Source organism: Bradyrhizobium sp. USDA 4461 (assembly GCF_054055655.1).
In genome coordinates this window covers 69534-95783 of record NZ_JBSRXM010000001.1, presented here as the reverse complement: position 1 = coordinate 95783, position 26250 = coordinate 69534, and the positions used below count along the sequence as shown (strand labels likewise).

Below are 26250 nucleotides of genomic sequence, written 5' to 3'. Positions count from 1 at the left end.
ATCCGCGACAAACAGCAAACCGAGCAGCATCGCGCTTGTAAACAGCAAGTATCGAAACAGAGGCATCAAACCGTCCATAATTCCGGACCGCATATCGGCACCGGCGCCGACTAACGGGAAAAAGCGGCAATCGTTCCTGGCGTCTTTCTCGCCGAAAAGAGGCCACCGCTTGGCGGCCTCTTCGTCTAACCGGTAAACTGACTACAAAGCGATCTACCTGTCGCCCGCGCCAATAGCCGCGACCCTCGTGCTCGCGGAAAGTGAACCGTCCGTGCGGTCTCCACCGCAGCTTGTCCTCGTGGACAACGACGCGAGAGCCCCTCGGATAATCCCAACCTAGTGGGTGTGCCAGCACACTTGCCCAGAGCATACGATCACAGCAGATGCGCTCATCGCGGAGGCAACCAGGAAGCCGCCCCAAGAATCGCGCCGACGGTCGTTCTGCCAATCAGTTTCATGTCATCACTCCTCACTCGCAACCTTTCCCCGTGCGCCAACACTTCGGATTCAAGGCTGTTGCTGGCTTTCGGGAATAATATGCAACTCAGCTGGGAACTGTCGGCCCGTGCCGCGGTTGATGGCCTGTGCTTGGCACACAATCAACTTCCCCAATGGCTCCGGTGCAGTTCCTCGGCTGCGCCGGAGCTAACGTTTGCGTCCGAGCCTAAGCGAAGAATGTCGTTTCGAAGGTTACCATGTGGCACGCATAGTTTGTGACAGCAGACATAATGGAAGACTCGCGCTAGAGCGGCGCCCGGACGTGTTGGGCAGCCGGCAACGTGAGGCTCTTTGCGGCTCTCGATTGCACAAATAGGCCGGAGGTTACGATCAGGGCTAGAGAGAAAAAAGCCACCACCGACATGCATGCAAACTGATCACCAGCGCCCATCCCAGCCATTCCACGTTTGTTTCAAGCCGTGAACGTCGCAGGTATAAGTTCGTTCCCTGGATTGGGAAAAACCGGCAATGCTCTCGGTAGAGGGAGCCCTATGCGACCTCGCATCAGGCGCTCGCGCAGGACACGGCATTTCAGAAGGAGGTCGTTAAATGCGGCGAAGGCGTTGGGGAAGGCCATGAAGCTCCCGCGTGCCGGTAACCAGTCTCTATCGGCCGATGCCGCGCATCCCGCGACGGAACGACGTGGTCTGGATCGGAAATTTGGGGCGATGGAGAGCGCGCAACCGACGAATTCCTCATCTCCCCTGCGTCACAGCTGGGATTGCGCGGCGAAATTCACGGCGTGCGCTACTCGGAGGCCGCATTGCGTGTGATCGAGGCGGCGGGCATGGATTATTGCGGCTGGTTGCCGGCACATCGTGCGCCTGCGGCGTTCGCGGCCGCACGTGCAACGGTCCATGTGCCACGCGGCCCCTACGTGCAAGCGCTGCCCGGCATACCGACCATCGTCGAAATTCCAATTCGGATTGATCAGAGCAACGCGGGTCATGCCGAGGCTCCCTTGTGTACGACGGATGGCCCGAACCGGCCGTCGAGCCAGGCATGCAGCGACTGCAAGCCCTCGCGCAGCGGGACCTTCGGCGTCCAACCCAACAATTTGGTGAGCGCGCGTCGTCCTGACGAACCGGGAGCACGTCATCGCCCTTGAAGCTCGCGACAAGGGGCTCATGGGCATGCTGCTGCGCTATCCCTACGAGGTTCGCGACTCGGCCGAGTATTTCGACGACGTTCAAGACGTGAAGATCACCAAGGATATGCTCGATCTGGCGAAGCACATCGTCGAGCAGAAGTCAGGCCACTTCGAGCCCGACAAGTTCGAGGATCATTATGAGGCTGCGCTGACGGAGCTGCTCAATGCGAAGCAGAAGGGCTTGCCGGTGAGGGCTGCTAAGAGGCAGGCTCCCAGCAACGTTGTAGACGCCATGGATGCGCTCAAGAAGAGCATCGACAACGGAGCGAGAACGCCAGCCAAGGCCGCTCAGAAGCCCGCTAAGGCGGCCAAGAAGGCCCCGGCCAAGAAGCGCAAGGCCGGGTGAGCCGGAGGTTCTCCTACCCAAAGGAACTGCTCACTTCTTCAGTAGGTTGTTCCAAACTTTACCAGTCACAGGACCGACAAACGTTCCTGTCTTCATGCAGGTCTCACCGGCTTGTTTGCAGCCCGCCTCAATGTTTTTGCCGCCAGCGGCTGAAATGCATTTCTGCACGGCCGCAGAGCATGTGGTCGCCATTGCCCCGGAGGGTGCGATAGTCGTTAGCGCCAGAGCTAGAAATGTAAATCGCATAATGATCCTCTGGTAGGTGAGCTGAAGGTTAGTGCAGCTAATTGGTTCTTGGATGATAGCCGACACCCAGCCGGACGTAATCGGGATTGGGTGAAAGTGACGTGCGCGCAGCGGGAGACCTTGACCTTGGCGGGCTTCTCAAGTCGCTGATCCGCAAGACGCAACCCTTCACCGGGCGCATCGCACACGAGGCGTTGCGTCGAGCCCCCTGGCTAATGGCGCAGATCGAGTATCGGGCCCAAGCAGACGAGGGGAAGGCTCGGGATCCCTTCTTCAAGGGCCTGAGAGAGGATTTTGAAGGCTGGAGTTCCTGTATCCGACGTGGTGCGGTGAGCTTGCGGTGTCTGCAAGGATGCTTCGGTACGCCCAAGGCTGTGTGCGATCTCGCGCATGGTTTTACCCTGCCTGCGGGAGTTCGAGGAGTTTCTATTCCTCCTCAAGGCTCCACTGCATAATCTTCCAGCCGCCTTCGACGTGGCGCATCGGCGTCGCTTATTTCACTTCGCCAGTGGTCGGCGTGTTTTCAGGATTTTGCGCCCCGCCAGCCTTTGGGATCACAGTGTCCTTCATATTGGTGGGGGGCATGTTCGGTAGCACCTCGACCTTGTTCTCCGGCTTGAGCGCGGCGCAGTCCATGCCGTAAATGAGCTCACCCTTGGCAGATTGTCCGATAGGCTTGCATTCCTGCAGGGCAGTGGAATCGACCCCTTTGTCGTCAGCAAGTGCTGGTGAAATGAGCAGCGATAGAGATAGCGCCGCAGCGATCCTGAGCATAGGTTTCTCCTAATCAATCAATTTGCCTCAACCCGGGATCGCGCCGCTAGTTCCGAGACGCACGGTTGGGGCCTCGGAGTCGAGCAGGGTCTTGTCATGGCCCTAGCCCGAAGTCGGGCCTCTTTGGAACATGCTGATCCAAAAAAGTACGCCGCAGGGCCCGAAATGGTTTGTCCCGGCCGCGCCCGTCATTCCCCCCACTGGGGCCCTGAAATTCCCAGTCTCCGTTACCTAGCAGGCTTACAGCGAAATGGCTGTTGCCTCACTCACACAGCCTCTAAGAGAGGAGCCGACGCCAGGGCCTAAGCGCCAGCTCCTCCGAAACGAGACTGTACTCAACTATTCCCCAGATCAGTCCCGTCCCTTCGAGGAGCCTGCGCCGATCTGCTTGCTGATTTGCTATCGGCCTCATCTCGGCCGGAAGTGAATTGCAAGGAAGCAACATCGTTTTTCGGCAACAGGAAAAAACGCCGCCGGTCTCAGAAATACATGCCCGGCGGCGTTCACTCCAAAACCTGGGCCCTGAAAATTCCCAAGCGCCAGATGACTCTCAGCATTGCCACTTGTTCCCGGGTGGCGCTGCCTAAATTGAAGGGCCTGCCAGAGGTCGATAGCCGGCCGGGGTCACGCTCGGCCGGTTTTTCTTGCAGATGGCCGCGCTGTCGACTTAGGCTCTACCACCATTCACCATTTTAAAGGGAGAGAGCGACGTGGCGACAGGTACCGTGAAATGGTTCAATCCAGTCAAAGGATTTGGATTTATCCAGCCCGACAGCGGCGGCAAGGACGTGTTCGTACACATTTCAGCGGTCGAGAAGGCGGGACTGAGCACTCTCAACGAGGGAGCAAAGGTCAGCTACGAAGAGCGGGAAAACCGCGGCAAGACATCAGCTGAAAACCTCAGGGTGGGCTGAACGTCATCAGGAACAAGTGGCAATGCCGGGAGTCATACTTATGCTCCCGCGAAGATCGCCCCCCCCGACCGGGAGCTTTCAACGGCCCTGGCGCTCCCCGCGCTGGGGTCGCTTCTTTTTGTGGGTAGATTGTGGGTTATTCCAACTAATCATTCAAGACGATGACGCCGGCGGCCGCCGCTAGTGCCGCCGAGCGGGCGTTCTCGTTAAAATGATGATGCGCTTGCCGCAGCAGCCAAGCTTCGTCGTCCGCGGGCACGTCCCGCCAGCCGTCCAGCGAGCGCCCGACTTCATTTACCATTATCGGGAAAATCTGGAACCTTGGGCCCAGGTCGCTGTTTCGCAATGACTACTTTGACGTCCATTGGAGGAGAACTGAAATGAAGAAACTCGTTGTATGCGGTGCCCTCGCAGCTTTCGCATTTGCTACGCAGGCAGCCAGCGCAGCTGAGTTCTACATCGTGCGCGATGCCAGCACCAAGAAGTGCACGGTCGTCGACACCAAGCCGACGACCACAACCACGACTGTAGTGGGCGATGGCGTTTACAAGACGAAGACGGAAGCTGAGTCCGCGGTGAAGACCACCAAGGTCTGCACTGAGCAGTAAACCTGGATCACCCATAGTGGAGGCATAGGAATGCCCGTAATCTTATTGTGGGGGATTCCCACGCTCATTGTTGTTGGCGGTGCTGGATACTGGTTAGTTCACATGCACTAGTGCCATTTGATCAGAAGCGGCTCGTCCCAAATGGACGGGCCGTTTTGGCGCTACGTATCCACAGCACGCTGAGCCGGCCAAGTCGCGGTGATATCTTCGCTGCGGACAAACGGCGGTCTCATCATGCAATCGAGCTGATGCAGGCGCGGTGGTGATCGCGCGAAACCCGGCAACTTCTAACACGCCGATCGGCACAGTACCTGGGTCTCGAACGCGACGACCTACGCCTGCGCGTTGCCTGATCCAGCCGACCTGGACATCGCCATAAAACCGTTCCAGCTATCGCGATGCGGATCCCTGGAGGGCCGGCGCCTCAAGTCGTTCGTGACCCGTCTCCGATCGGGCAGCGTTGCCACAACTGCAGGAACTCGGCTGCCGACCTTGTTGGCACCGGCGCATTTGACGCAACGGAGCGTCGGGCAACGTCATGAACCAACGTGGTTGCAACATGGGATAGGGCGGCGAGGCGCGACCGCGCGCCGCGTCTTGCAGCGGGAGCATGTGATCTCGAGCCACGGGTCGCCGGCGTTGATGGCTGATCGATCAATGGCGATGGTAGGACCACCGTCCCACCACATCCTCTCTTTCCAACTCTGACAGAGCAGGTCGTCAGCTTCGCGGATCAATGCCACGCCAGCTGAACGCTTCTCGGCCGATCGCTGAGCCAGGATCGTCGTCACAGCCCGAGCGCGCGTCAGCTGCTTGGTCAGCGCTTTCCGGTCTCCGCCGGACAGGGGCATAGGATGATGCTTTGCCGCCATTCCGGCATGATTGCGCCGAAGCCAATGCGAGTGAAGTCGCTAGGTCATGTGGGTTTGGAAGGCCTCCTGTCCAACGCTTTCGTCAAGCCCGAAGCGATTCGAGAGAAAATTTTTGGCCAAGGATGTCGTGGCCGAAGTCGCTATGTCCAACGGATCGTTCACGTCCTTAGCGGGTTAAGAAGAACGCCGAAAACTGGCATTAAGACACTCCGCGCTAGAATTTCGGCATCTTTCGCGATGCCGCTGCTCGCGCCGCAACGGTATTCTCCTTCGACAGCCCCTCGTTGACCAGCTTGATCTCGTTCATGCTGTCCAGTGTGAGCACATCACCTTCGGACAGATTCCAGCTGACTTCGTAAATAATGCCAGTAGCACCGGTCTTTTCGATATGGTGGAATGCGCGCGGCCTCGTCGGCTACGGGCAGGTCAAAATAGCCTTCGAGCTCCGAGCAGCGAACACGCGCTCTCAGACGCCAGCATGGCACCAGCGGCTGAAGCGCTGATGCACCGTTTTCCACTTGCCGTACCGCTCCGGCAGGTCGCTCCAATGTGCGCCCGATCGTAAAACCCACAAGCATCCGTTGACGAACAAACGATTATCCGCAGCCGTACGTCCGGGGTCGCCAGCCTTCCCCGGCAGCAGTGCCGATATCCTCGCCCACTGGGCCTCCGCCAGCTCATATCGCTTCGCTGCCATCATCCGTTCCGTGTCGAATCACGGAACTCTATGAATCAGCGATCAAACCACTTGGGAATCCCGAATGTCGATCGGTCCTAGCGCGGAATGCAAGCAACCGAGTGCCGCGCCCATCGATAGTACTGGCCGCAGGGCGGCGTGGGTCGGGAAGTAGCAGGACACTCGTTACGAACTGGTCGAGCTTCTTGCCAGCCATCACGCACGCAGGCGCCAAACACCGACGTATGACAACCAACGCCGCACGCGCTGGCGTCCCTAGCTGCGGTCAAACCAATCAAAATCAAGCTGACACTGAGCAATAAGCGCACCATAGACCTTCCTCGCGATCACTTCGTTAAGATCGAAATGGCAAGCTTCCTTTCCGGCATAAGTTCCCCGCGCCCCGGGGAAAGAGCGCTGGGACTGACAGTGAGGGCGGTCGGGGCAGGACCGTGTATGCCTTCAAACGATTTCCTAATTTTCCCGGCTATGCATCGTTCCAACCAAATGGCCCATTTTTCAGCGTTGCTCCCTGAGGGACTTACGGCTCCGCCATGATCCGGAAGGCCTTGCGCTGTTCGGCGCTTGCGTGGGCGCGTTCGAGCGCCGTTGGGTAGCTCAGCTGCTCGTTGAGCTTTACCTCATAGAGCAGGGCCCCGGTCAAGGAGACCAGGGCGTGCGCCCAGACAGCTCACGAACATCGACCATCACATATGGCTGGCGTTGTCGTCCGCGAGGCACAACGCCGTCCGCTTAAAATACACGCAGACGGCGTTGCCTCTAGCCCCAGGAAGGTGACTGCAAAATCCTGACGGCTAATAGTACGAGCTAGCGCGTCAAAGGTTGCAACTTCAGGCGCGTTACAGGGAGTACTCCCAAAGAGGGCAGAGGAGCTGTCAGCTTGGGCGAACAAGCGGTTCGCCAAAAATGAAACGGCCCCAACCAGGGGGCCGCCAACCCGAGAAGGCCCGGGTTTTCTTCCAGCCGGTGGGGGGGCGATTGAGTGGCAGGAAGCGATAACTGGACGCTCAGCCCTCTCAATAGTTCCTTGCCCCCGGCGACTTCCGGGAAAAAAATGGCACTAGCGACTTTTCGGGCAGCTCGATCCGCCGGTGAACTCCCGAGACCATGTCATGCGAGCAGGTCTTTCCCCGATTGCTTCACCCTAACGAATGTCCTGCTTTCGTCGTTTTCGAACCAGCGCTAGCCGATCGATGCTGTAGCCCAGCCCAATATTCGGCCGGCGGAGCCTTCTCCTGGTAGATCATCGGATAGTTGATCTTCTCGATCTAGATCCGGCCACCCTGGATCGGCTCCGGCGCTCCCGTGTGCACCATGATCCTGCGGCCAGCTTTCTCAGGGTCGGAGTGGGGGACGGTTAGCTTTCACTTCATTGTGCGCTTCGGTGGATTTCCAGTCCGCGTAAGCAGCAGTCCTCACCCGCGAAAATGCCAGGTGCGACTTTGGGAATGACGCTAGGCTTCTGATCAGGCTGCGCCGCATCCGCGGCATGAGAAACAGACGATCATCAATTCCCCTCAAAGGGCGAAAGTGTCACTGATGAACGGGCAATCTCCAACGAGGTTGAGAGGGCGCCAGGGGACATGCTAAGGTTGGCAATCGAAAGTTCTGATCTTTTTCTCTTGTCAATCAATTTGAATGAGGGCGTACTTTGCCCACGACCGAAGAATTCCGCGAGGAAGCGGTGGCTCAAATCGCTCGGGCGGCCAGACAGGGACGTCCGCACATCGAAATCAATGCAGGCGAGCTGCATAGGATAGTGAGCCCCGATCAAAACGAGCATGCTATGGCGTGCAACGCACTGCGGGAGCTTATGGGACCAACTCACATGGTGATCTATGAAGCCCCAGCCGGGGACGGTCCATCATTCACCGTTCGGTACGCTCTGCCTCGTTGATTGTCGGTCAGCCACCGATCTTGAGTGCTCAGTATTGTCATCGCGGCAGGGGCCGCATTTGCGGTCGTTGGTTATGTCGAGTGATCATCAGACGTCAATCTGGCTCATTTCATGAGCCGGACCGCTGCGGATGTCTCGCCGACTCTGCTGCCGAAGGGCCGGTTGCGAGCAGGGCAAAAGGTCGCTGCCGACGCTTTCTCTGCCGCTCGAATAACCCCGGCTTCAAACGACTGCGTCCGATAAATTGGGGACGCTGAAATTCCCCTACGGCCGAAATTGCAGGGTTTGCGCCGGACGAGGAGGTTAGCTGGCGGGCACTCCGACCTTGCCGTCGGCCGTGATCCTTAAACTATGCCCATTGGGGCAGGTAAGGTCAGATATCGCGCGGGCTACGAACTGAATCCACGCGATGGAACTGTAAGCACAACCTCACCGCAAATCAGGCAGACGTGTCCTTTGTGCTCAGGTGGTTTTTGGACATTGGCACCACTGTCCAGGACTGCGCTCGGCGGCGAGCAATTCCAGCGCTCGCATCATTTCCGGTGTCCAGCAGCCGCCGAGAAGCAACAGGCCTTGCGTAAGCTCCTCTTGCGTGAACTCGCGCATCGCACGCAGCAACTCCTCGACGCGTTGATTGTCCAAAACCGACTTGGTCATGGACTTGCCTACGGTCCTCTGCCGCAGGGGTAAAAAACGACGATATATGCCGGGGCAGGCGATATGGTTCCGCGCGAGGAACAGAATTCCTGCTCCTTCACGAGCTGATTTGGAATCTGGAGGCAGATTCACACGGGTTATTTGCGAAGCTGCCGGGCGCGGCGATGATCATCCCTCAGGGCAGGCGATTTTCATTTCGTAGTTTTTTAGCCCTAAACGACAGCCGCTGCTTCTCGGTGGCAGTGGTCAGCGCTTGGCCCCAGCATGATCCGGATGCTGGGGTCTTTTTTGGGGGGCGACCTGAACGCATACGAAGAGACGGTTAGCGGGGCGGTCCGCCAGGACGGCGTCCCTAACAATCGGCGCGACCAGCCGGACGCTTCAGGCTCTTAAGCCCTCTTTGCAGATTCCTGGAAACGCGTCTGCCCGGTGCGCAGGCCGATCGGGAACCGATAGGGCATCTGCATGTAGTCAGAGATCAAAGCCACGAAAGGATTGTTAGATGCAACTCGCAACGCTACCGGCCACTGCCTTCAAGTCGCCGGCCATCAGCCTCTCTGGCGTTGTTGACTATGATATGTACACCGCTTTTCGGCGGCAGTTCGACAACGCGGCCGACAAAGACCTTGTCGTGATCGAGCTGTCGACCTTGGGTGGGGACCCCGAGGTCGCCCGAATGATGGGGGAGGACGTGCGGTTCGCGAGCGAAACGGAGCCGCAACGTCGCTTTGTATTCCTCGGTAAGGCTGTGATTTATTCGGCGGGCGTTACGTTCATGAGCTTCTTTGCGCGGCCGAACAGATACGTCGCGCGCGGCACGCGACTGATGATCCATGAACGCAAGCTTTCGAAGAGCTTGGTGATCGATGGCCCTTTAACGGCATGCATTGCGGTTGTGAGAGCGACGCTCAACGAAATCGAATGCTCGATCGCCATACAGAACGAGGGCTTTCAAAATCTAATCCTGGGATCGAACGTAACCATCGATGAGGTCATGCAGAAGGCGCCGTCAAACTGGTATTTGGAGGCGCAGGAGGCGAGGACGTTGGGTCTGATCGAGACGGTTCTGTAACGCCGGAAAGGATGCAACAAGACTTATTCAGCCTCAGACGGAGGGCTCGGTGGCGGAAGCCCGTAGCGCTTGGCCCGATCGGCCGCCAACTTCCGATAGTCCTTCGCCTGCTGCATGAATTGCGCTTTCAGCCTGAGATCACTCTCGCCGGCGGCGAGGCGCTCAAATTGCAAAGCGTGCTCAATATACTCTGTTAGTAGCTTCATGGCTGCTAAGCGCCAACGCCTTGCTTCGCCGCGCGCTCCGCTCAAAGAACCGGCTCGGAGTGCGGATGCGAAGCACGGCGGATCATTCGGTAGACGGAAGATCGTTCAAGAGCCTCGATCTGACAAGTAACCCTTCCTCCAGTTATCGGCAGCCTCATGGAGGCGCGTCCGGCTCGACCGGTCCGACCATCCGGCCATTGCTTCGTGGGCTTCGGCAAGTTGCATCGTTTCAAATGGTGACATGCGGGCAGTCTGGGCCGGCCGGGAAATCCCCGCGATTACACAGAGCAACAAGTCGTCTTGCTGCCATTCAAAAGCAAATGCGCGAACCACCATCCAACCTCAGACTGGCCTGCATGTTCAAATTCGATCACATCGACGGTGTGGAGTGCAGCGTCATTGGACTGGCGGCTGGTGCGTCGGTCGCGCTTGTCGTCAGCGTGATCTGTCTCTCCATCTGGTGACGCTGGCCACCCCTCAGGCGTCACCTCACGGCCCCAGCTAGTGCCCTCGCTGGGGCCGTTCTCGTTCGGGAACAGTGGCAATTTGCGGCGTTGCAACGTCGGCCCCTCGCTGGGGCCGTTTCTTGTCAGGCCAGGAGATCTGCCTGGCTTGAGCATCCTCACGAAGGTTCCGCTCTCGTGGTACTCGAACCAGCCGTTGCTCGGCGGGAGACGCTGCAATGAAATCGTGTCGCTCACCAATCGAATCGGACCGAGTACCGCTGCTTCAGCCGCAGTTCGGCCGATACGAGCACCTGCTCAGAGTCAGCACCGTCACGCACCACGGCCACTAAGGTCTAATCAGTAGCGGAGGGGTTGATTTCGACGTGGCAGACATGCTCTCCGCCTGGGAGACTGCGGAGCTCGCGCGCTACCTTGACAGCCGCTTGATGGTCTTGACGGCACGTCTCGGCCCCCGCCAGCCTAGGAATTTCAGCTGCTTGTTCTCCAGAGCGTTCGTGGCCCGAAAAAACTGTTCGAGTTCATCGCATGCGCGAGAGGGGAGATGACGGATATCCATGAGCTCTGTTTCGGCCGGAGAGCGGTCCGGCACGGCGAAGATGCGGTCGTTACGCTCCTTCTTACCGTGGGCCTTCTGCTCGACCTCGAGGATGCCGACCGGCCTGCATTTGAGGACTACGCCGGGGTAAGTCTGTGCGTCATGGACGATCAGAACATCGAGCGGATCGCCGTCTGGGGCTCTCGTGGACGGGATAAAGCCCCAATCGTATGGATAGCTGAGTCCGGACATCAAAGGCTTGGAAAGGGTGAAGAAGCCGAGCTCTGGGTCGAAATCGATTTTGCAGGTACTCCCGCGCGGAGTCTCGACGATGGCATGCACACGTTCGTCGTCGGCCCAAGCGGGCAGTGAAAGGAGCTTGTTCATTCCCAGAAAACGGGGGCGACACGAGGATTGTTCCTAGAAGGACGTCGGGCCCAGCCGTTTGGCTTCGAGGAGCCGGCAGGGGGCGGGTCGTGCTCAACACCGGCTACTGCTGCGGCGGTTGGCCGTTCGAGGCAGATACGCCGCCATCGACGGCCACGTTGGCGCCGGTCATGAAGCTCGCATCGTCGCTTGCGAGGAAAGCGATCACGGAGGCGATCTCCTCTGGTTCGCAGACGCGGCCGAGCGGGATTCGCTCGGCGAACCTCGCCAGCAGTTCCTTGTCGTCCATCATGTCGGCGGTCATTCCGGTCCGCGTCAGGGATGGACAAACCGCATTGACGCGCACGCCTCTCTTACCCAGATCCATGGCGAGAGCGCGCGTAAGATTGACCACAGCGCCCTTCGCCGCGTTATACGGGCTCATGCCCCAGTCACCACCGGTCCCCGACACTGAGGCGGTGTTCACTATCGAACCCATGGTTTTCTCCAAATGGGGCAGCGCAGCGCGGCAGCCGAAAAACACACCGTCCACGTCGGTGGCCATGACCTTGCGCCACTGATTGTTCGTAATGGTCTTGGGGTCTCCGCCTTCGTGAACGCCCGCGTTGTTCACGAGGACGTCGAGCCGGCCGAAGTACTTGATCGTGGTCGCCACCATCTCATCCACGGCGTCTGGGTCAGAGACGTCTGCCGTGTGAGCAAGGGCGCGGCCGAACCCAAGTTCTTTCGTGACGTTCGCGAGTTTCATCTCCTCGCGGTCAACAAGCACGATGCTCGCTCCTTCGGACGCAAAGCGGCGCGCGGTTGCTGCCCCGATGCCGGACGCCGCGCCCGTCACGATCACGACTTTGCCTTCAAAACGGTTGGTCATTCGGTCATCCTTCGCGTCATTGGCTAGTCGTCGAGGTTGAGATCATCGCCTTCGCCGAGCCCGACCGTCCCACCATCGGCATGGACAAGATCGTGGTCTTGCATTTCGGCCTTGCCAGTGTGCTCCACGATAACGCGTCGCTTGCCGCGCTCCGCCTTCGAAGGTTTCGGCGATGTCATTTTCGGCTTTTCGGGTTTGACTGACATCTGTGTCTCATCGGCGGCGTGTTCCGGCCTACGCTAGCCGTGTCGGCCTGGGCGGGTGCGCCGTCCTCGGATGCCGATCATGCAGAAACAAGGCAAGGGCGTTTGCCATTTCTTCGTCGGCTGCCGCTGCTGCGAACAGGCGTTCCTGCGCGTCCCGCGGAAGGTCCGCCCAAACAGCCAGCGCGGCGTGGCCGAGCAAAGCAGTCAACCGGTTTTCATCCGGATGTAGCACCTCCGGTGGACCAGGCAGCTCATCGGGTTGCAGCATCGGCCTTTCCCCTGCCACATCGTCTGCAAAGTCGACCGTTTCCGGCCGCCTCCCGACCGCTTGACGCGAGCCCTCATTCGCAAGCCTTCCGTCACCTACGATCTCGGCGACGAATTGCTTGGCAGTTCCTACGAAAGTGTCCTTAACGCTCATTCCCGCTAAGCTCCGAATGATTGCGCACGACATGCAGGCCGTACCGTTGGCCGGCTGTCATCATGGATAGCCGATTGTGCGGCTGTGATGAATTAGGCGGCGCGTTGATTGACGCCGCTCACGGCCATATCGTTCAGCTTCTTGTCCGTTGCTTTTTCCTCGTCGAGGGTTTCCTGCAGAACGGCAGCGCAGTCATTACGGCCCAGCCTCTTGGCCCACGCAATCAGCGATCCGTAGCGGGTGATCTCGTAATGCTCGACGGCCTGGGCTGCGGCGATAAGTGCCGCATCCAGCACCGTCTTGTCGTCGACATCGCCGGCTACGTCACTGGCTTCTTCCAGAATGCCATCGATCGCAGGGCAGTTCACGCCTTTGGCCTCGACGCCGTGCATCTTGAAGACTCGTTCCAGTCGCATGATCTGGTTCTTCGTCTCGGCGAGATGAGTTTCAAATCCCTTCTTCAGAGCTCGGTCGCTTGCCTTCTCGATCATGTCTGGGAGGTTTTTCATGATCTGCTGCTCCGCATAATAGATGTCACGCAGGGTATGCACGAAAAGGTCATTCAGCGTTTTGATGTCTTTGGTGAAGAGTCCCATTGCTTACTCCATTTTCTGAGCTGAGCTTGCGGAGCAACGGTCGCAGACGATGCGCGTTCCTAAGGACTCGCGACGAATCCATTCAAGGGGCTGATAAGGAGGGTTGCCGAAAGACCACAAGCGGACCGAAGTGCGCTCGTTTCCGCCGTTGACTCCCCATTTCCGTCAATTTTGACCGCCATCTCAGGCATGGATATTTTTGCCGAAACGTGGCCAAGTCACGCGATCCATTCCTTTCAGTCAAAGCGATTTGCGAAACGCCAAATGAAAAACGCTGCGCTGTTTGCCCTTGGCTTGTTGGCCGCTGGTGTTTTGTTCCACGACGGCGCGAGATGTCAGACGTCGCTGGCCCCGCCACTTTCGCTTGCTCCGCCGCCGCCGTTAAGTGAACAGGGGACGGCACCTCCGGCCGCCGCCCCCACCAACAGCGTTTGGCCGCCGATGGCGGCACCGAGCGTGTCGCCGCCGCGGGTGGCGGGCAAACATCCGACGTCATCAGCAAAGAGCAATGTTGGGTCGTCACCGGCGATGGATGACGTTCCGCCGCCGGCGGAGACCGCCAAGGGCTCGGTTCCAGCCCGAGCCGCTAAAGATGTGCCGCCACTGGCATCCGCCCCACCATCTGCCACTGTCAAGGACACGCCGTCGGCGCCCGACGATGTTTCGCCAGCACCGGCGATCGGCAGGCTGCCGCCATTGGCCAAGCCGGCCACCGATTACGATGGCTTTAGCGTCGGCACCGTCGACGACAATGACGCGTCAAGCCGGACGACGCGACCCGTCAGGTCGCGCGCGGCAAAGCAGTCCAAGCGCGGTCAAGAAGCGGATCGTGTCTCTGGGCAGCAATCGGTCGATCCCAGGGAAGATGACAAACTAAAGGGCAAGCTCACGATTTGCCGCGGCTGCAAGTAGCAGGTCGCCGCTCCGGTTGCGTTCGTCAATTGGCCCACGAGGCAGGCGATCCAAACGCCGCTCCGAACACAGGCGCCGACGCTTCCAATAGTTTGCTGGAATGGCCGTTGTTTGTCTGTAGCTGGCTCAAACTTGCCCATGACGGATTGGAGCGAGAGTTCAAGTTTCACAGCGCTTAGAGAGTGGCGTACGCACGGGTGTGCACCGGGAGGTCAAGAAAAATCCCAACACAGCCAACAACCGTGGGCTTATGGCGGATGTGCCGGATCTGAACTTCCGAGGGCAGGCGAGGCGAGTGCTCCGCGAAAGCAGAATAGAATCGAAGGGGCCGCTCGGAGAGCGGCCCCTTCTCAAGTTCACCAGCTTCGGGTGCCGAAGCTGAAGCCGATGCTCGGGGGACCACCGTAGTAGCCATAGCCGCGGACGTAGCAGCCGGGGCCGGCCATAGTGGCCGTGACTTCGGCGAACCACATACTCGTCGTCCCTGCCGTAGCGGCGGTGGACGTAGCGGGGGCCGCGGGTCGGCGTCCGGCAGCAACGGCCATACTCGTCACAGAAGAGACGGATCTGCTTGGCGCCACCAACCTCGGTCGTCGCGATGGCCGCGGGCGCGACTGGGCGGCACCCGCAGAGGCCGACAGCGTGGCCCCGAGCGCTCCTAGACTAGAAGGACGGTCTTCATCATGTTCTCCTTTGCGCGAGTCAGTCGATCTCTTCGATGATGCGACGTTCGTGGGGCTCGACGATGTAGGTACGGCTGTCCCGGTTGATGTACCGGTACTCGCGAAGGCTCGGAGCATCCCGATAGACCTCGTCCGGGAAGGTCTCAATCTCAACGTCCTCCGGCACGCGCTCGCCGGTCCGCATCTCGGTCCGGACGGTACTGCCGGTCGTGCGACTCTCGCGTTCGACCGGGCGCGCCTTGGCGTGCTTGCGGACGACCTCGCGATCGCGGTCGCTGAACGTTACCCTACGCTGCTCGGTGCGCGCCGGCGCCGACGCGGTCGAGCGGCCGGAGTAAGGCAGGACCGTCACGATCTTGTAGGTGGACGGCTCCACGATCACGATCTCGTCTTTCACCAGGACGAAGTCATAGCCTCGATACTGGGGCACGATCTCGACGACGTCGGCGGGCAGTGGCTGCAGGTGGACGTCCCGCGGCACGACGGTGCCCACCGACAGCGAGAAGTTCACGCTGGTGAGCGGCTGCACGTTCAGGTGCGAGATCGACGTGCTGATGCGCGTCCGCTGCTGGTCGTTGATGTTCGCCGCGGCATTCACGTTGGTGTTCGAGGAACGGTCAGCAGTGTTTTGCTGATTGTTTGGCTGCTGCGCGGCGTTTGTCGATCCGCTACCCGTCGGCGACTGCGCCTGGTTGGTGTTCGACGTGGGCGGATTGGCGCTCTGCGTCTGATTGTTCGTGCTTGATGGCGGATTGGTCTGCGCCTGGTTCGAGGGTGTTGTGCCCTGGTTGGAGGGATTGGTCTGAGCCTGGTTGGCCGAATTGTTCGAAGCAGGCGCTTGCGTCGTGTTCGTGCCGCTTCCGGGATTGGACGACTGGCCCGCCGCGGTCTGACCGTTCGTCGACGGAACCTGCGTCTGGCCGGAATTCGACGAAGGATTCGTCTGTGCGGATCCGGATGACGAGCCAGGTGACGTGGTCGATGTCGAGGGCGACGTGGTCGACGTATCCTGTTGACGCTGCGTCGTGGACGGACTGGAGCTTGACGTGTTTGGAGAAGACTGCGCAAACGCCGAAGTCGCGATCGCGACCGCAGCGGTCGTGCCCAAGAATAAACGCTTGTTCATCTGAACCTCCCTAATGTGGAAGCCGATCAACCCTCGGCGTGGCGTTCGGTTCCGAATCGGGAAATTTCGGCAATTGCATGAGATCGATGCTGAGGAATGGGACGAGGGTTCTGTTGGTTAATGCGCGGTCTTTGCCCGTTCAGCCCAGGCCAGAACTCCAAATGCGTTAGTAGGCGCTGGCCATTTCCTTTCTGCCACAGCGTCGGACTGACCGTCGGGGGCTCCAACGCGAGAGCATCAGCATCGAGTTCTTCGAGCGGCGTCATCTGCGAGCGACCAGCTCGCGATACCGGCTTTCGTATTCCCTTGCCATACGACTGGCGACGAAACGATCCTCGAAGCGGGCGCGAACCGTTCTTCTGTCTAGCCGCACGGCTTCCTTGATGGCTTCGATCGCCTGCTCCTCGCTGTCCACAATAAAGCCGGTGACTCCGTCCTCAACTACTTCCGGCACCGATCCAGAGCGATAGGCGATCACAGGCGTCCCACACGCCATTGCCTCGATCATGACCAAGCCGAATGGCTCAGGCCACTTGATTGGGAACAGCAAGGCGGCGGCACCCGCGAGGAACGGTTGCTTGCGGACTTCGTCTACCTCGCCGACCAGCATGATATTCTCGCCGTCGATCTCATGCTCGAGCTTCTTTTTGAAGTAGACCGTCTCCGCACGGGGAATCTTGGCGGCAATCCGCAGCGGCATCTGGACGGCACGGGCAATGCGTATTGCATCCTCCGGGCCCTTCTCCGCAGTGAGTCGCCCGAGAAAAGCTAGGTACGAACCCGATCCGTAGGCGGGCCAAAACAGATCCTTGGGGAGTCCGTGCGGAATCGTCGCCACCCAGTTCGCCTCCGGGAGGGGCCGGCGCTGGTTGTCCGAAATCGACACGAATGGGGCCTGCGGAAACGCGCCGATCACGCCGGATAAGCCGGGTAGGTCAAGCCGGCCATGCATGGTCGTCAGAAACGGCACACCCGAGCGAGCTAGGACTGGCAGAGGTAACCAGTCGACATGCGAGTGGATCACATCGAATTCGCCTGCGCGCTCGGCGATGGCCTCAATCAGCAGAGCGCAGGCGGCATTTGGATCGACGCCCTTCCGCCCCAACCGCAACGCGCGCGGCCAGACAGTATGGAGCTTCCCCGTCGTCCTCGAATCTCCACTCGCGAACAGGGTGACGTCGTGCCCGAGTTCGACCAGCTGATCCACGAGCCAGGCGATCACCCGCTCCGTGCCACCATACAGCCTTGGAGGAACGCTCTCGGCCAAGGGAGCAAGCTGGGCGATCCGCATCGATCACTCACCAAAGATGACCCGCAGGCCGGTCACGACGACTGCGGAGATGAGAAAGGCGATCGCGAGCAGCGTCCAAAACGGCCTTGTGCTCCCCCGAGCTACGCATGTGACGAGCACTTTCATGCTCGTCTTCATTTGTCTCGGGGGAGACGCTGTAGGTAGGCAATCCCGAAGCCGGTGAGTTCTTCGGTATCGCTCTCTCGCTCTTCCCCTCTCCTTTGCAGGTAGTGTTCGAGAAGGCAGCGCCGGCTGTCCCGCGGGTCAACGTCAGGGTGGCGCGCCCGGTAAACTGTCCAGGCGGTCTCGGCGGCATTCTTTGAGATGACATCGTCGACCATCTTCAGGCTCCCGGCGACCAATCCAATCTCTCGAAACGCAAGACGTCAGGAAAGTTTCCTATTTTGCCGATCACCCCAATGATTCGGAGAATACGTATCCAACACGCTTTGGCACTGGCCCTCTCGCGCCGCACGGCAACGCTGCAGGCGCAGGCTTCGACCAGAGCGCTTGGCGGCAAGAAGCGGAGAGGTCGGGGCTAAAGCCGACGGCTCCGCTGCGGGCGCTCTCCGTCCGCATCTCGGCGGTCCCGCCTTTATGAATTCGAGCACGGCACGACCCTTCTCAGTGCCGTGCCATCCGCCTTTGAGACGCTCGACCATTCCTTGCGACAGGATGTCGAGGTCGGGCACGCGAGCGGCGAGGCGCTTAGTCCGCTTGGCCCAGTCGCCCCCTCGTCGCCAGAATCGCCATATCGCGCTTGAGGTCGGCCATGACGGCGAACCCCCTCGGGATACTAACCAGGATCTCGAGCACAGTGACTTGGAAGTTCACCGCACCTCCCCTGCCTATCGCCTCCTGTCGGAACGCCGTTGAGGGCCTCGCGTCCCACCTGGTTCTTTTCGGGCGCCCGCAGAAGTCCGACTGTGTAAGACGATTCTCGCCGAACTCAACAAAGTTAACGCGGCCACGTCAGGCAATGGCCATGGAGCGCTTCCGCGGCGCAGCACTGAACGCAACGTTGAACTTCCTGTTGTGGCGGAAGCTCGATGTTCTCGAGTTAAGCTGCGTCGGCGCCGAGCGAAACCATTGCCGTTTTTTCCCGTTGTTGGCGGGGCGCTCGAGCAACATGAAAGGATATCCTTGATGAAGAAGCTTGCAATATCGGCATTGATGGTCGGCACCCTCGGTCTGGCCTCTGTAGCCACGACGGCTCCTGCCGAAGCTCACTGGCGAGGCGGATGGGGATCAGGGATCGCCGGTGGCCTGGTTGCCGGTGCCGTGATCGGCGGGCTCGCCTCTTCGGCTTACGGCTGGGGACCGGGTTACGGTTACTACAGCGGCCCCGGCTACTACGGCGCCGGCTATTATGGCGGCCCGTACGCCTACGACTACGGGTACGATGAGCCGTATCGCTGGGGCGGCGGCTACACCACGACCTACTACACGGCGCCCGCTTCCTACGGTTATCGCTATCGTCGCGTCGTCCGCCCGGCCTACGCCTATTACCGCGGCTCTTATCCGGTCATTCGGCACCACTGGCATGGGCATTACCGGCACTGGTGAGAGCTATCGATCCGCACGCAGCGAGGCCGCGCTATGGAAGGCGCGGCCTATCCTTTGCAGGATCACGGCCAGCATTCTGTCACCCCATCCACCAGCAAATGGCTCGGTCCGCTCGAAGGCGAGACGCCGATCGGAGGTGCCTTTCTGCAGCTTTGCCGAACGCTTCGGATGCGGGCGGGCCGCTCTGGAGCTTCAATCTCGACGCCCGATGCTGCAGGCATTGCGGCCATGGCTTAGCAGCATCCGCGGACGAAGATGAAATGATCGGCATGGACGGCCGCTCGCAGATAAGAAATCAGGTATCGGCGGAGGCTGGATTGGAGCGGCGGGCCGCTTCGTTCAGCGACCCGCCACTGGAGTGACTAGTCGGAGGGACTAGTCGATCTCCTGGACGACCTCTCGGGTCGACGGATCGACCAGCATCACGCGCTCGCCCGAGTAGACATAGCGGTACTTGGTGAGCGAGGGACCCCACTCGGCAGGGACCGCCTCGAGCTCGACTTCGCGCGGCACCGGCTGACCGACAACGATCTTCTCGCGGGTCTCCACGGGACGGACCTTGTGTTCGGTGACGTAAGACCGGATCTTCGTGCGGTATTCCGGCTCGATCTGCACGGCGGCAGTATGTCCGGTGCCGGTGGTGGTGGTGACGGTGGACTGCGCCATCGCGCCCGTTGAAATCATCGCCACCATCGCAGCTGTCAGTAGAAGCTTGTTCATCTTTCTCTCTCCTCGCCGCCATATGCGGCAGGGTCGAGAACCCTCCAATGATGGCAAGGTTCCGGTTCGTCCGCATGCGTCTGACGGAACATTCGGGTTCGGCGACGGTTCGTCCCAAGTTCCCAGCAGGGACTTGCTTAGGGAGTCCGCTGATGCCACCGTCCGACGCAGTCAGGAGTGCCTCCGATCGACGGCAACGAAGGCTCCTGATCCTGCTGGCTTTGGGATTCATCATTTTTGGCGCCGCCGCGGCCGCCCTATTCTACGTCCTGCAGCCGGAGACCCTCCGGATCGCCGTCGGCCCCTCAGGGAGCGACGACCATCAGGTGGTCCAAGCGATGGCGGAGGCCTTCGAAGAGGAAAGCAGGACGGTTAGATTGTCCCCAATCACTACCGCCGGAGCGGCCGAATCCCTTACATTCCTGGGGGCCGGCAAAACCGACCTGGCAATCGGTCGCGGCGACCTCGCCATGCCGTCTGATGCGCAGACGGTGGCCGTCCTGCGTAAGAACTACATCGTCATATGGTCGCCGTCCGCACGCGCGGGCAAGAACTCCAAGAAGAAGGGCGCTGCAAAGATCGGTGAGATCGCCGATCTCGCGGGACACAAGGTCGGCATCATCGGACAGACCGGCGCCAACGTCGCGCTCCTGCGGACAATCCTGGAAGGTTCAGGCGTGCAGCCCGACAAGGTTGCCACGGCCCAATTCGGAACCGAAGAGATCGAAAAGCTTGCGCAGGACAACACTCTAGACGCGTATCTCGCCGTCGGGCCTCTCGATAGCAAGATCACGGCTGCGGCCATCGCCGCGACGTCCCGATCGCGCGGGGCGCCGAAGTTTCTTCCGATCCAAGCATCTGAGGCGATCGCCCTGCGGCATCCACGCTACGAGGCCGAGGAAATCCCCGGCAGCGCCTTCAACGGTAACCCGGCCTGGCCCGAGGACAAGATCGACACCATCAGCGTCAACCATCTCATCCTGGCCAGAAAAGAACTGTCGGAAGCCAAGGCAGCGACCTTCTATCGACAGCTTTTCGCGGTGCGCGATACGATCACGCAACGTGTGGCCGGCGCGGCGCACATCACGAAACCAGAGACGGATAAGGAGGCCGAGCCTTCCGTACACCGGGGCGCCGCAGCAGTCATCAACGGGACCGAGCGGACGTTTCTGGACAAGTACAGCGACTACTTCTGGTTCGCCCTACTTTTTCTCTCCGGGATCGGTTCAGCCGCCGCTTGGCTCCGGCGCTATCTGAACCGGGACGAACGGGTGGTTAACACCAGCCATCGCAGCCGCATTCTCGCCGCGGTATCGGAGGTTCGCAATGCTGGGTGTGAGCAGGATCTGCTGGCATCGCAACGGGAGGTCGACGCGATCATCGGCGAAACCCTCAAGTGCCACGACGAAGGAGCCATCGAACAGGAGGACATGGTGGTGTTTGGCCTCGTCCTTGAGCTATTCGATCATGCGGTCGCGGAAAGGCGAGCGGCGCTGCAGAGCAGTCTCCCCGATCAAGCGCGGACACAAGGACCGAGTCTCGCCTCTCGCCGATAGCCGCACCCGGCAAGCCAAAACTCATCGTGCAACACCGTCGAAAGCGCCGAGCCGTCGTTCAAGATCGAGAAGACATCCCGCGGAGGTAAATGCGCGGCGGCTCCCTCCAACATGTCACTCGCATCGACTTTTGCAGCGACCGCCAGGTGGCATCGACCGTGTCGGGCCTCTCGGGGCGAGGAGGCGGCGGAAGCGCCGCTCAGGACCACCTGGGTGACGGGGTGATCCGCGAGTGTGCGGCTCGGAGTAAGCTGCAGCGCCGTTGAAACACACCGAGCCTGCGGCAAAGCTCCAAGATCGCTATGTGGCCATCGACCAGTTCCTTGATGATCGCTTAGTAAAGCGAAATGCGACCCGTCGAGATCAGCCCAGCAAATAGACGTAACCTGCTGTCCGCGCGCTCCGATCTCTTCGTTTCGGCGCGATGGCGACGCCCCGGCGATTTCGCTAAGAACCGATCGCCGAGTTCAGCTCAGCGCCTAGCGCTCCGCATCGCCCCGACCGTGCGCCATGCCGACTATAATGAATATGCCGCTCGGTGATGCTATACACCGGCCAAGCTTCGGTGTCCGTTCGCTTAACCGAACTGGGACACTCGAAAATCAACCCAAAGGCACGAGGGGCAGTACGCGAACGCCCTATTATTCTGCGGGCTGGACCGTTCCATGGTCCGGACACCGCTAGCGAGGCCCCGCGTCGGGTCCTCGAGGCCTCACCTTGCAGTAGGGGCTCCCCGCGAACGTTCCGCTCTCGTGGTACTCGAGCCAGCCGGTGCTCCGCGGGAGACGCTGCAACGAAATCCTGCCGCTCACCAATCGAATCGGACCGAGTACCGCTGCTTCAGCCTCAGTTCGGTGGTCTTTGCCGAGATGAGGACCTGCGCTTGATCGGCGCCATCACGCATGACGGGCACCAAAGTCCAATCAGTCCCGGAGGGGATGATTTCGACGTGGCAGACATGCTCTCCGCCCGGGAGACTGCGCAGCTCGCGCAGAGCGATGAGTTCGAGATCTTTGGCGCATGCCATTGTGACGGGCACGGGAGGGCTCCTGGCCTTTCATGCGGATGAACTCGGACTGCCCCGTGCTGTTCCATTCGATACCCTGACGCAGGGGTCTGGCCAGCCGGAGGACGCTGCGATCCTGCAAAGGATCTGGCGGAGCAGGCAAGGAATCCTATGCGAGTCAGCACATAATCTTGAAGTCGGAGAACGTCGTTCTAGAATACTGCCAGCGCGCCGTTTTTGTGCATCGATCTCACGGACCTGGGATAGGTCGAGAATCCGTCGGCATGTCTGCGACGGCCGTACTACGGCCTGTCTTCAGCCCTGATCCTCTAAGACTTGCCCGGCGCCCTAATCGGCGTCGATTGTCTTCGCGTTCGATGAACGCGGAACGGGTGCCACCTTCTTTAGTGGCTTCTGTCGCGGTGGTCTCGGCTCCGTCTTCTCCAGCTCTGCCTCAAATCGCTTCTGCCGCGATCGGGCAATCAGGCCGGCCAGCACCATCACGAAACCTGTAGCGATCATCGCATAGGGGGCCAAGTTCTTCAGCGAGACCGAAACCAATTCGCTCCTCGAAGCTCCGCGCCATCGCCGGACGCGAGCCTGATCCAGTGCAGGAAGCGCTCGCCGTGGTAGAGGGCGAGGTGGCCGGGCGACGCGAAGTCTGCTTCATTTTCCCTCGTGCCGGTGCTGCTGGAGAACGAGGCGCCCTTTAATGAGTTCGGCCTGCTCCTTGGTAAGTTTCTCGGCGATATCGCCGTTCTTGAGAAGAGCGGGGCCCTTCCGTTCTCGGTCATAAACCATCCAGCCGGTGGTTCCAATTCGAACGAGGAACCTGGCCTGCATAGGCAGTTCAGCGTAATTCACTGGATACCCCAATTGACACATGCAACCTGCACATTGGGGCATTTGGCGAGCGCCGCGGTCATTTCACTATGTGAATCGCAGTAGTCGATTTTAAGCGAACTAGTTACCCGTTACAGCAACAACGCTGACGTGCATACTTAAATGCGGTCGCCTGCCAAGCGGCGCAGACTAAAGCGTATGTTCGATCAGATTGAGGTTGTTGAATACGTGGTGCTCAGCTTCGGGCTGATGGGGCTCGCCGTGAGCGCGGCCTTCTTCCTCCTCATGTCCTGAAGCCAGCCAAAGGAGAGGCCGTTTCTTATCAAGGCGAACTGGTCGCTCCTAGCGTGCAGGAAAACGCCATGGAAGACATGGTATCGAGCGTGAAGAAGCTTCGCGCTGAAGCCGATCTGGCGCACCAGATCGCTATGAGCGCTACGGACGATAAAAAGCGCGAGCTATACGAACGCCTGGCGGCTCACTTTAGGCAAGTGGCTGTCGAGATTGAAAAGGCGATAAGCGACTAGGCAAGTGAATAGAAGAAAACCGACCATGCTGGGGATCTCGAATTCGCTCGCGCGTTACGAAGTTACGAATGGCCTCACGCACACGATCGGATGATGTACGGCAGGTTCGGTTGGTGTGGGGAAAGGCGGTAGCGCTCTAGCGACTCGAACCTCCGACGGATCGTTATGCACACCGTCGGTTTCGCTGGTTTAAGATCTGACGCCAACCACCGATTGACCACCGAAACCCCGTGAACAAACAGCGATAAAGGTGGTCAATCAGGATCGACCTTCATTGTTTTTGTTGATTTTTTCGACCGCTGATTACGTTCGGGACGCAGGGGTCGCAGGTTCGAATCCTGCCACTCCGACCATTCATTCAAACACTTATAGTTTCTGTGTTTTTTGTGCGCAACGAGATGCGCATCGATTTGTGGCGCGGCTGCCATGTCCGTCGATTGCGCGACGATGTCTCTGATATCGGCGAGTCGCACGATGAGTCGCCGCGGTCGTGCGCCGCCCGGAACCGGGATGACCTCCCTTCGGACCCGTTGGCCGATCTTGGCGACATCAAAGCACGAATAGCCCGCGGCGAGTAGTGCTCAACGTGCCATCGCCAATCCCGACACGCGTTTGTCAGGGGGTGCCGACCTCGAAGGCCAGCAGGACGTTGCCGGGCAGGCCGCTCCATTGCGCGTAGCCGGAATTGACGTACAGCATGCCATCGACGACGACCGGGCCGGGTCCGTCCATCGCACCGCCGCGGGCGGCGACGCCATTCACAGTGGTGTAGTCGCGCGCCGTGTCGATCTCCCAGAGCAGCCTTGCGTCATCGGCCGCATAGGCGCGCAGGAAGCCGCTGACGCCGCCCGAGAACACGACACCGGGAATCAAGGTGACCGCTGCGGACAGCGCCGGACTGCACTGCGGGCGATCGCCGCAGGCAACCGGCGGCACCTGCATTGCGATTTTCCCGGTCGCGAGATCGAGGCCGAACAGGCCGCCGCCTTCGCTCGAATTGAGACGCCGCGAGCCGTCCCTCAGGAACCGGACGTCGGAATTGGCGACGTAGATGCGATCCTGGTCGGCGGCGGAGCCCCACTCGGTCCCGCCCAATGGGCCACCCTGGCCAATCCGCGTCTGCCACAGGATCTTGCCCTCATGGTCGGGATCCAGCGCATGGACCACGCCGGATTTCTGCCCGATCACCAGCACGCGTTGTCCGCTGCGCAAGCTCACCAGGATCGGCGATTGTCCGAAGTCATGATCCGGGCCGCGGTCTTGCGGACAGTTGCTCTGGTCGGTGCCGAAGCACGCCACCACGAAGCTGTCCTTCGGCGTCGCCTGCTGATGCCACAGCATGCGCCCGGTCGCGAGATCGAGCGCGAGGATGGCGTCGCTGGTGTCGGTTGCCGGATCGGCATAGCTGTTCGAGGTCGCGACATAGAGCGCCCGGCGCGCAACGTCGATCGTCGGTGCGGACCAGACCGAGGCGCCGGCCGGCCCGAACAGCTGGGTCCCGATGGCGTTCGTCCGCGTCGGATGCGGCGCCTCGGCGATCGTATAGGTCTTCCAGATCTGCGCGCCGCTGTCGGCCTTCAGCGCAACGACGCTGCCGCGAAACGTGCAGCATTGGTAGGTGGGCCGCGATCCCGTGGCCTCCTCGATCGATGAAACGCCGACATAGACCGCGCCGGAATGGAAGACCGGTGCGCCGGTAATCCGGGCGGCCATGTGATCGTCGACACGGCTTTTCCAAATCAGCGTCCCGGTGGTTGCATTCACGGCGTAGACGTTGGCGAGCACATCGCCAAAGAAGATCACAGGCTGCCCGTTATCCAGCGTCGCGAAACTGATCGCCGCCCGCACCGGCGCATCGGTCGGAAACAGCCAGCGGGTGCATCCGGTCCTGGCGTCGAGGGCGTGGACCTTGCGGTCGCCGCCGCCGACGAACAGCAACCCGCCGATGACCGTCGGCTGAGCAAAGGCGACGGATGTATTCGGGAATCCGAAGGCCCATTTCAGACGCAGTCGTGAGACCTGGTCCTGTGCGAGGCCGGCCATGGCCGCCGGCTGAAACCGGCTGTTGTTGAGATCCACGCCCCAGCCATTCCATCGCGGGCCATCGATTGCTTGCGGAAAGCCGGTCTCGCTTTGTGCGCATTGGCCCGCATTTTCGCTTGCCGCTTGCGACGCCGCTTTTCCGGTGACGAGCGAGGCGATCGCTGCCCGCTCGTCATTGCTCAACCCTTGCGCGAAAGACGCCATCGGGCCGGTGGTGATCGCACCCAGAACTTCGTCGAACGACTTCGATTGCAGGGCGGCACGGCTCGGCGCGCGAACATTTGCATTGCCGCCGTCGTGACACTGCGCACAGCGCTGCGCGTAGAGGGCGGCTCCGCCTTGCTGGGCTGTTGCAGGCAGGCAAGACCCAATCAGCGCGACGGCAATCGCAGCACTCAGTTTCATCGTGGTTCACCCGGCATTGGCTCTGATGAGACGAGCGATCGAAGCGTAGCACAATCGTCCGGCGGCCGGCGGCGGGGGCCGGGTGGAGGACCGGACCGCGGCCACCCCAATTCGAGCCCCGTCGCCGCGATCTCCCATTGACAGGGCGCCTG

At 60.4% G+C, this 26250-nt stretch carries 26 protein-coding genes and 3 pseudogenes; 9 read left to right on the top strand and 20 right to left on the bottom strand.

Features of this window, described 5'->3' with window-relative positions; all coding sequences use genetic code 11:
* Positions 1-1562 precede the first annotated feature (1562 nt).
* A pseudogene (locus ACVINW_RS00460) lies at positions 1563-1994 on the top strand (Ku protein); the annotation flags it as partial.
* Positions 1995-2732: 738 nt separating this feature from the next.
* On the opposite strand, the gene ACVINW_RS00455 reads toward ACVINW_RS00460, so the two are convergent.
* Positions 2733-3014 (bottom strand): hypothetical protein, encoded by a 282-nt coding sequence (locus tag ACVINW_RS00455; RefSeq protein WP_456749495.1) that lies wholly within the window; start codon positions 3012-3014, stop codon positions 2733-2735.
* Positions 3015-3724: 710 nt separating this feature from the next.
* On the opposite strand from ACVINW_RS00455, the gene ACVINW_RS00450 reads away from it, so the two are divergent.
* Positions 3725-3928: a cold-shock protein gene (locus ACVINW_RS00450; protein WP_456706831.1), complete on the top strand. Its 204-nt coding sequence runs from the start codon at positions 3725-3727 to the stop codon at positions 3926-3928.
* 145 nt (positions 3929-4073) lie between these two features.
* Here ACVINW_RS00450 and ACVINW_RS00445 read toward each other — a convergent pair whose 3' ends face one another.
* A complete protein-coding gene (locus ACVINW_RS00445) occupies positions 4074-4229 on the bottom strand; it encodes a hypothetical protein (protein WP_456749494.1) in 156 nt (51 codons plus the stop codon).
* Positions 4230-4308: 79 nt separating this feature from the next.
* Here ACVINW_RS00445 and ACVINW_RS00440 point away from each other — a divergent pair, with 79 nt between their 5' ends.
* Positions 4309-4536: a hypothetical protein gene (locus ACVINW_RS00440; protein WP_456706829.1), complete on the top strand. Its 228-nt coding sequence runs from the start codon at positions 4309-4311 to the stop codon at positions 4534-4536.
* 1341 nt (positions 4537-5877) lie between these two features.
* Here the strand turns inward: ACVINW_RS00440 and ACVINW_RS00435 are convergent.
* Together ACVINW_RS00435 and ACVINW_RS00430 are read right to left on the bottom strand one after the other, a co-directional pair.
* A pseudogene (locus tag ACVINW_RS00435) lies at positions 5878-6105 on the bottom strand (transposase); the annotation flags it as partial.
* A 2359-nt stretch (positions 6106-8464) separates the two neighbouring features.
* Complete coding sequence (locus ACVINW_RS00430) at positions 8465-8659, bottom strand: hypothetical protein (protein WP_456749493.1); 195 nt, start codon at positions 8657-8659, stop codon at positions 8465-8467.
* A gap of 502 nt (positions 8660-9161) precedes the next feature.
* Between ACVINW_RS00430 and ACVINW_RS00425 the strand changes: the two genes are divergently transcribed.
* Entirely contained in the window at positions 9162-9731 is a 570-nt protein-coding gene (locus ACVINW_RS00425) for a peptidase S14 (RefSeq protein WP_456749492.1), read from the top strand.
* 484 nt (positions 9732-10215) lie between these two features.
* Here ACVINW_RS00425 and ACVINW_RS00420 read toward each other — a convergent pair whose 3' ends face one another.
* The 4 genes from ACVINW_RS00420 to ACVINW_RS00405 all read right to left on the bottom strand — a co-directional run bounded on the left by ACVINW_RS00420 (position 10216) and on the right by ACVINW_RS00405 (position 12403).
* Positions 10216-10638 carry a hypothetical protein gene (locus ACVINW_RS00420; protein ID WP_456749491.1) on the bottom strand — a complete coding sequence of 141 codons (423 nt, stop codon included), beginning with the start codon at positions 10636-10638 and terminating at the stop codon, positions 10216-10218.
* 172 nt (positions 10639-10810) lie between these two features.
* The gene (locus ACVINW_RS00415; protein ID WP_456749490.1) at positions 10811-11326 is read right to left on the bottom strand and encodes an inorganic diphosphatase; all 516 of its coding nucleotides are present in this window, start codon (positions 11324-11326) and stop codon (positions 10811-10813) included.
* Between the two features lie 103 nt (positions 11327-11429).
* A complete protein-coding gene (locus tag ACVINW_RS00410) occupies positions 11430-12197 on the bottom strand; it encodes an SDR family NAD(P)-dependent oxidoreductase (RefSeq protein WP_456749489.1) in 768 nt (255 codons plus the stop codon).
* Between the two features lie 23 nt (positions 12198-12220).
* Entirely contained in the window at positions 12221-12403 is a 183-nt protein-coding gene (locus ACVINW_RS00405; RefSeq protein WP_456749488.1) for a hypothetical protein, read from the bottom strand.
* A 79-nt stretch (positions 12404-12482) separates the two neighbouring features.
* Here ACVINW_RS00405 and ACVINW_RS00400 point away from each other — a divergent pair, with 79 nt between their 5' ends.
* Positions 12483-12632 carry a hypothetical protein gene (locus tag ACVINW_RS00400; RefSeq protein ID WP_157113683.1) on the top strand — a complete coding sequence of 50 codons (150 nt, stop codon included), beginning with the start codon at positions 12483-12485 and terminating at the stop codon, positions 12630-12632.
* A 284-nt stretch (positions 12633-12916) separates the two neighbouring features.
* Here the strand turns inward: ACVINW_RS00400 and ACVINW_RS00395 are convergent, their stop codons facing one another.
* Entirely contained in the window at positions 12917-13420 is a 504-nt protein-coding gene (locus ACVINW_RS00395; protein WP_050401572.1) for a YciE/YciF ferroxidase family protein, read from the bottom strand.
* Positions 13421-13609: 189 nt separating this feature from the next.
* Between ACVINW_RS00395 and ACVINW_RS00390 the strand changes: the two genes are divergently transcribed.
* The gene (locus ACVINW_RS00390; protein ID WP_456749487.1) at positions 13610-14332 is read left to right on the top strand and encodes a hypothetical protein; all 723 of its coding nucleotides are present in this window, start codon (positions 13610-13612) and stop codon (positions 14330-14332) included.
* 702 nt (positions 14333-15034) lie between these two features.
* On the opposite strand, the gene ACVINW_RS00385 is transcribed toward ACVINW_RS00390, so the two are convergent.
* The 5 genes and pseudogenes from ACVINW_RS00385 to ACVINW_RS00365 all read right to left on the bottom strand — a co-directional run bounded on the left by ACVINW_RS00385 (position 15035) and on the right by ACVINW_RS00365 (position 18563).
* Entirely contained in the window at positions 15035-16141 is a 1107-nt protein-coding gene (locus tag ACVINW_RS00385; protein WP_456749486.1) for a DUF1236 domain-containing protein, read from the bottom strand.
* Between the two features lie 262 nt (positions 16142-16403).
* On the bottom strand, positions 16404-17432 hold the full coding sequence (locus ACVINW_RS00380) for a glycosyltransferase family 4 protein (RefSeq protein WP_456709689.1): 1029 nt from the start codon (positions 17430-17432) through the stop codon (positions 16404-16406).
* 134 nt (positions 17433-17566) lie between these two features.
* Positions 17567-17773, bottom strand: coding sequence for a hypothetical protein (locus ACVINW_RS00375; protein ID WP_456709688.1), 207 nt, complete (start codon positions 17771-17773; stop codon positions 17567-17569).
* 45 nt (positions 17774-17818) lie between these two features.
* Positions 17819-18266, bottom strand: a pseudogene (locus tag ACVINW_RS00370) (hypothetical protein).
* Positions 18267-18404: 138 nt separating this feature from the next.
* On the bottom strand, positions 18405-18563 hold the full coding sequence (locus ACVINW_RS00365) for a hypothetical protein (RefSeq protein ID WP_157113681.1): 159 nt from the start codon (positions 18561-18563) through the stop codon (positions 18405-18407).
* Between the two features lie 15 nt (positions 18564-18578).
* Between ACVINW_RS00365 and ACVINW_RS00360 the strand changes: the two genes are divergently transcribed.
* Positions 18579-18998 (top strand): hypothetical protein, encoded by a 420-nt coding sequence (locus ACVINW_RS00360; protein WP_456709686.1) that lies wholly within the window; start codon positions 18579-18581, stop codon positions 18996-18998.
* Positions 18999-19373: 375 nt separating this feature from the next.
* Here ACVINW_RS00360 and ACVINW_RS00355 read toward each other — a convergent pair whose 3' ends face one another.
* Positions 19374-19718 (bottom strand): DUF1236 domain-containing protein, encoded by a 345-nt coding sequence (locus ACVINW_RS00355; protein WP_050401567.1) that lies wholly within the window; start codon positions 19716-19718, stop codon positions 19374-19376.
* 152 nt (positions 19719-19870) lie between these two features.
* Between ACVINW_RS00355 and ACVINW_RS00350 the strand changes: the two genes are divergently transcribed.
* Entirely contained in the window at positions 19871-21274 is a 1404-nt protein-coding gene (locus tag ACVINW_RS00350) for a TAXI family TRAP transporter solute-binding subunit (protein ID WP_456749485.1), read from the top strand.
* 808 nt (positions 21275-22082) lie between these two features.
* Here ACVINW_RS00350 and ACVINW_RS00345 read toward each other — a convergent pair.
* From ACVINW_RS00345 to ACVINW_RS00335, 3 genes are all read right to left on the bottom strand, one after another.
* Positions 22083-22313 carry a hypothetical protein gene (locus ACVINW_RS00345; RefSeq protein WP_456749484.1) on the bottom strand — a complete coding sequence of 77 codons (231 nt, stop codon included), beginning with the start codon at positions 22311-22313 and terminating at the stop codon, positions 22083-22085.
* 315 nt (positions 22314-22628) lie between these two features.
* Positions 22629-22841 carry a hypothetical protein gene (locus ACVINW_RS00340; protein WP_456749483.1) on the bottom strand — a complete coding sequence of 71 codons (213 nt, stop codon included), beginning with the start codon at positions 22839-22841 and terminating at the stop codon, positions 22629-22631.
* A 105-nt stretch (positions 22842-22946) separates the two neighbouring features.
* On the bottom strand, positions 22947-23144 hold the full coding sequence (locus ACVINW_RS00335; protein WP_456749482.1) for a hypothetical protein: 198 nt from the start codon (positions 23142-23144) through the stop codon (positions 22947-22949).
* Positions 23145-23485: 341 nt separating this feature from the next.
* On the opposite strand from ACVINW_RS00335, the gene ACVINW_RS00330 reads away from it, so the two are divergent.
* Positions 23486-23650: a hypothetical protein gene (locus ACVINW_RS00330; RefSeq protein ID WP_157113680.1), complete on the top strand. Its 165-nt coding sequence runs from the start codon at positions 23486-23488 to the stop codon at positions 23648-23650.
* Between the two features lie 254 nt (positions 23651-23904).
* Here ACVINW_RS00330 and ACVINW_RS00325 read toward each other — a convergent pair whose 3' ends face one another.
* Together ACVINW_RS00325 and ACVINW_RS00320 are read right to left on the bottom strand one after the other, a co-directional pair.
* Positions 23905-24123 carry a hypothetical protein gene (locus ACVINW_RS00325; RefSeq protein ID WP_456749481.1) on the bottom strand — a complete coding sequence of 73 codons (219 nt, stop codon included), beginning with the start codon at positions 24121-24123 and terminating at the stop codon, positions 23905-23907.
* A gap of 142 nt (positions 24124-24265) precedes the next feature.
* The gene (locus ACVINW_RS00320) at positions 24266-26098 is read right to left on the bottom strand and encodes an outer membrane protein assembly factor BamB family protein (RefSeq protein ID WP_456749480.1); all 1833 of its coding nucleotides are present in this window, start codon (positions 26096-26098) and stop codon (positions 24266-24268) included.
* Between the last annotated feature and the right edge of the window lie 152 nt (positions 26099-26250).

What these genes read in the sequence shown, in the direction of transcription:
- ACVINW_RS00400 (WP_157113683.1), top strand. Translation starts at nt 12,483, where the DNA reads ATGCAGAAACAAGGCAAGGGCGTTTGCCATTTCTTCGTCGGCTGCCGC.
- ACVINW_RS00330 (WP_157113680.1), top strand. Translation starts at nt 23,486, where the DNA reads ATGGAAGACATGGTATCGAGCGTGAAGAAGCTTCGCGCTGAAGCCGAT.
- ACVINW_RS00405 (WP_456749488.1), bottom strand. Translation starts at nt 12,403, where the DNA reads ATGTCAGTCAAACCCGAAAAGCCGAAAATGACATCGCCGAAACCTTCG.
- ACVINW_RS00365 (WP_157113681.1), bottom strand. Translation starts at nt 18,563, where the DNA reads ATGTTGCTCGAGCGCCCCGCCAACAACGGGAAAAAACGGCAATGGTTT.
- ACVINW_RS00455 (WP_456749495.1), bottom strand. Translation starts at nt 3,014, where the DNA reads ATGCTCAGGATCGCTGCGGCGCTATCTCTATCGCTGCTCATTTCACCA.
- ACVINW_RS00390 (WP_456749487.1), top strand. Translation starts at nt 13,610, where the DNA reads ATGGATATTTTTGCCGAAACGTGGCCAAGTCACGCGATCCATTCCTTT.
- ACVINW_RS00385 (WP_456749486.1), bottom strand. Translation starts at nt 16,141, where the DNA reads ATGAACAAGCGTTTATTCTTGGGCACGACCGCTGCGGTCGCGATCGCG.
- ACVINW_RS00415 (WP_456749490.1), bottom strand. Translation starts at nt 11,326, where the DNA reads ATGAACAAGCTCCTTTCACTGCCCGCTTGGGCCGACGACGAACGTGTG.
- ACVINW_RS00410 (WP_456749489.1), bottom strand. Translation starts at nt 12,197, where the DNA reads ATGACCAACCGTTTTGAAGGCAAAGTCGTGATCGTGACGGGCGCGGCG.
- ACVINW_RS00375 (WP_456709688.1), bottom strand. Translation starts at nt 17,773, where the DNA reads ATGGTCGACGATGTCATCTCAAAGAATGCCGCCGAGACCGCCTGGACA.
- ACVINW_RS00380 (WP_456709689.1), bottom strand. Translation starts at nt 17,432, where the DNA reads ATGCGGATCGCCCAGCTTGCTCCCTTGGCCGAGAGCGTTCCTCCAAGG.
- ACVINW_RS00350 (WP_456749485.1), top strand. Translation starts at nt 19,871, where the DNA reads ATGCCACCGTCCGACGCAGTCAGGAGTGCCTCCGATCGACGGCAACGA.
- ACVINW_RS00395 (WP_050401572.1), bottom strand. Translation starts at nt 13,420, where the DNA reads ATGGGACTCTTCACCAAAGACATCAAAACGCTGAATGACCTTTTCGTG.
- ACVINW_RS00445 (WP_456749494.1), bottom strand. Translation starts at nt 4,229, where the DNA reads ATGGTAAATGAAGTCGGGCGCTCGCTGGACGGCTGGCGGGACGTGCCC.
- ACVINW_RS00360 (WP_456709686.1), top strand. Translation starts at nt 18,579, where the DNA reads ATGAAGAAGCTTGCAATATCGGCATTGATGGTCGGCACCCTCGGTCTG.
- ACVINW_RS00430 (WP_456749493.1), bottom strand. Translation starts at nt 8,659, where the DNA reads ATGACCAAGTCGGTTTTGGACAATCAACGCGTCGAGGAGTTGCTGCGT.
- ACVINW_RS00425 (WP_456749492.1), top strand. Translation starts at nt 9,162, where the DNA reads ATGCAACTCGCAACGCTACCGGCCACTGCCTTCAAGTCGCCGGCCATC.
- ACVINW_RS00320 (WP_456749480.1), bottom strand. Translation starts at nt 26,098, where the DNA reads ATGAAACTGAGTGCTGCGATTGCCGTCGCGCTGATTGGGTCTTGCCTG.
- ACVINW_RS00355 (WP_050401567.1), bottom strand. Translation starts at nt 19,718, where the DNA reads ATGAACAAGCTTCTACTGACAGCTGCGATGGTGGCGATGATTTCAACG.
- ACVINW_RS00440 (WP_456706829.1), top strand. Translation starts at nt 4,309, where the DNA reads ATGAAGAAACTCGTTGTATGCGGTGCCCTCGCAGCTTTCGCATTTGCT.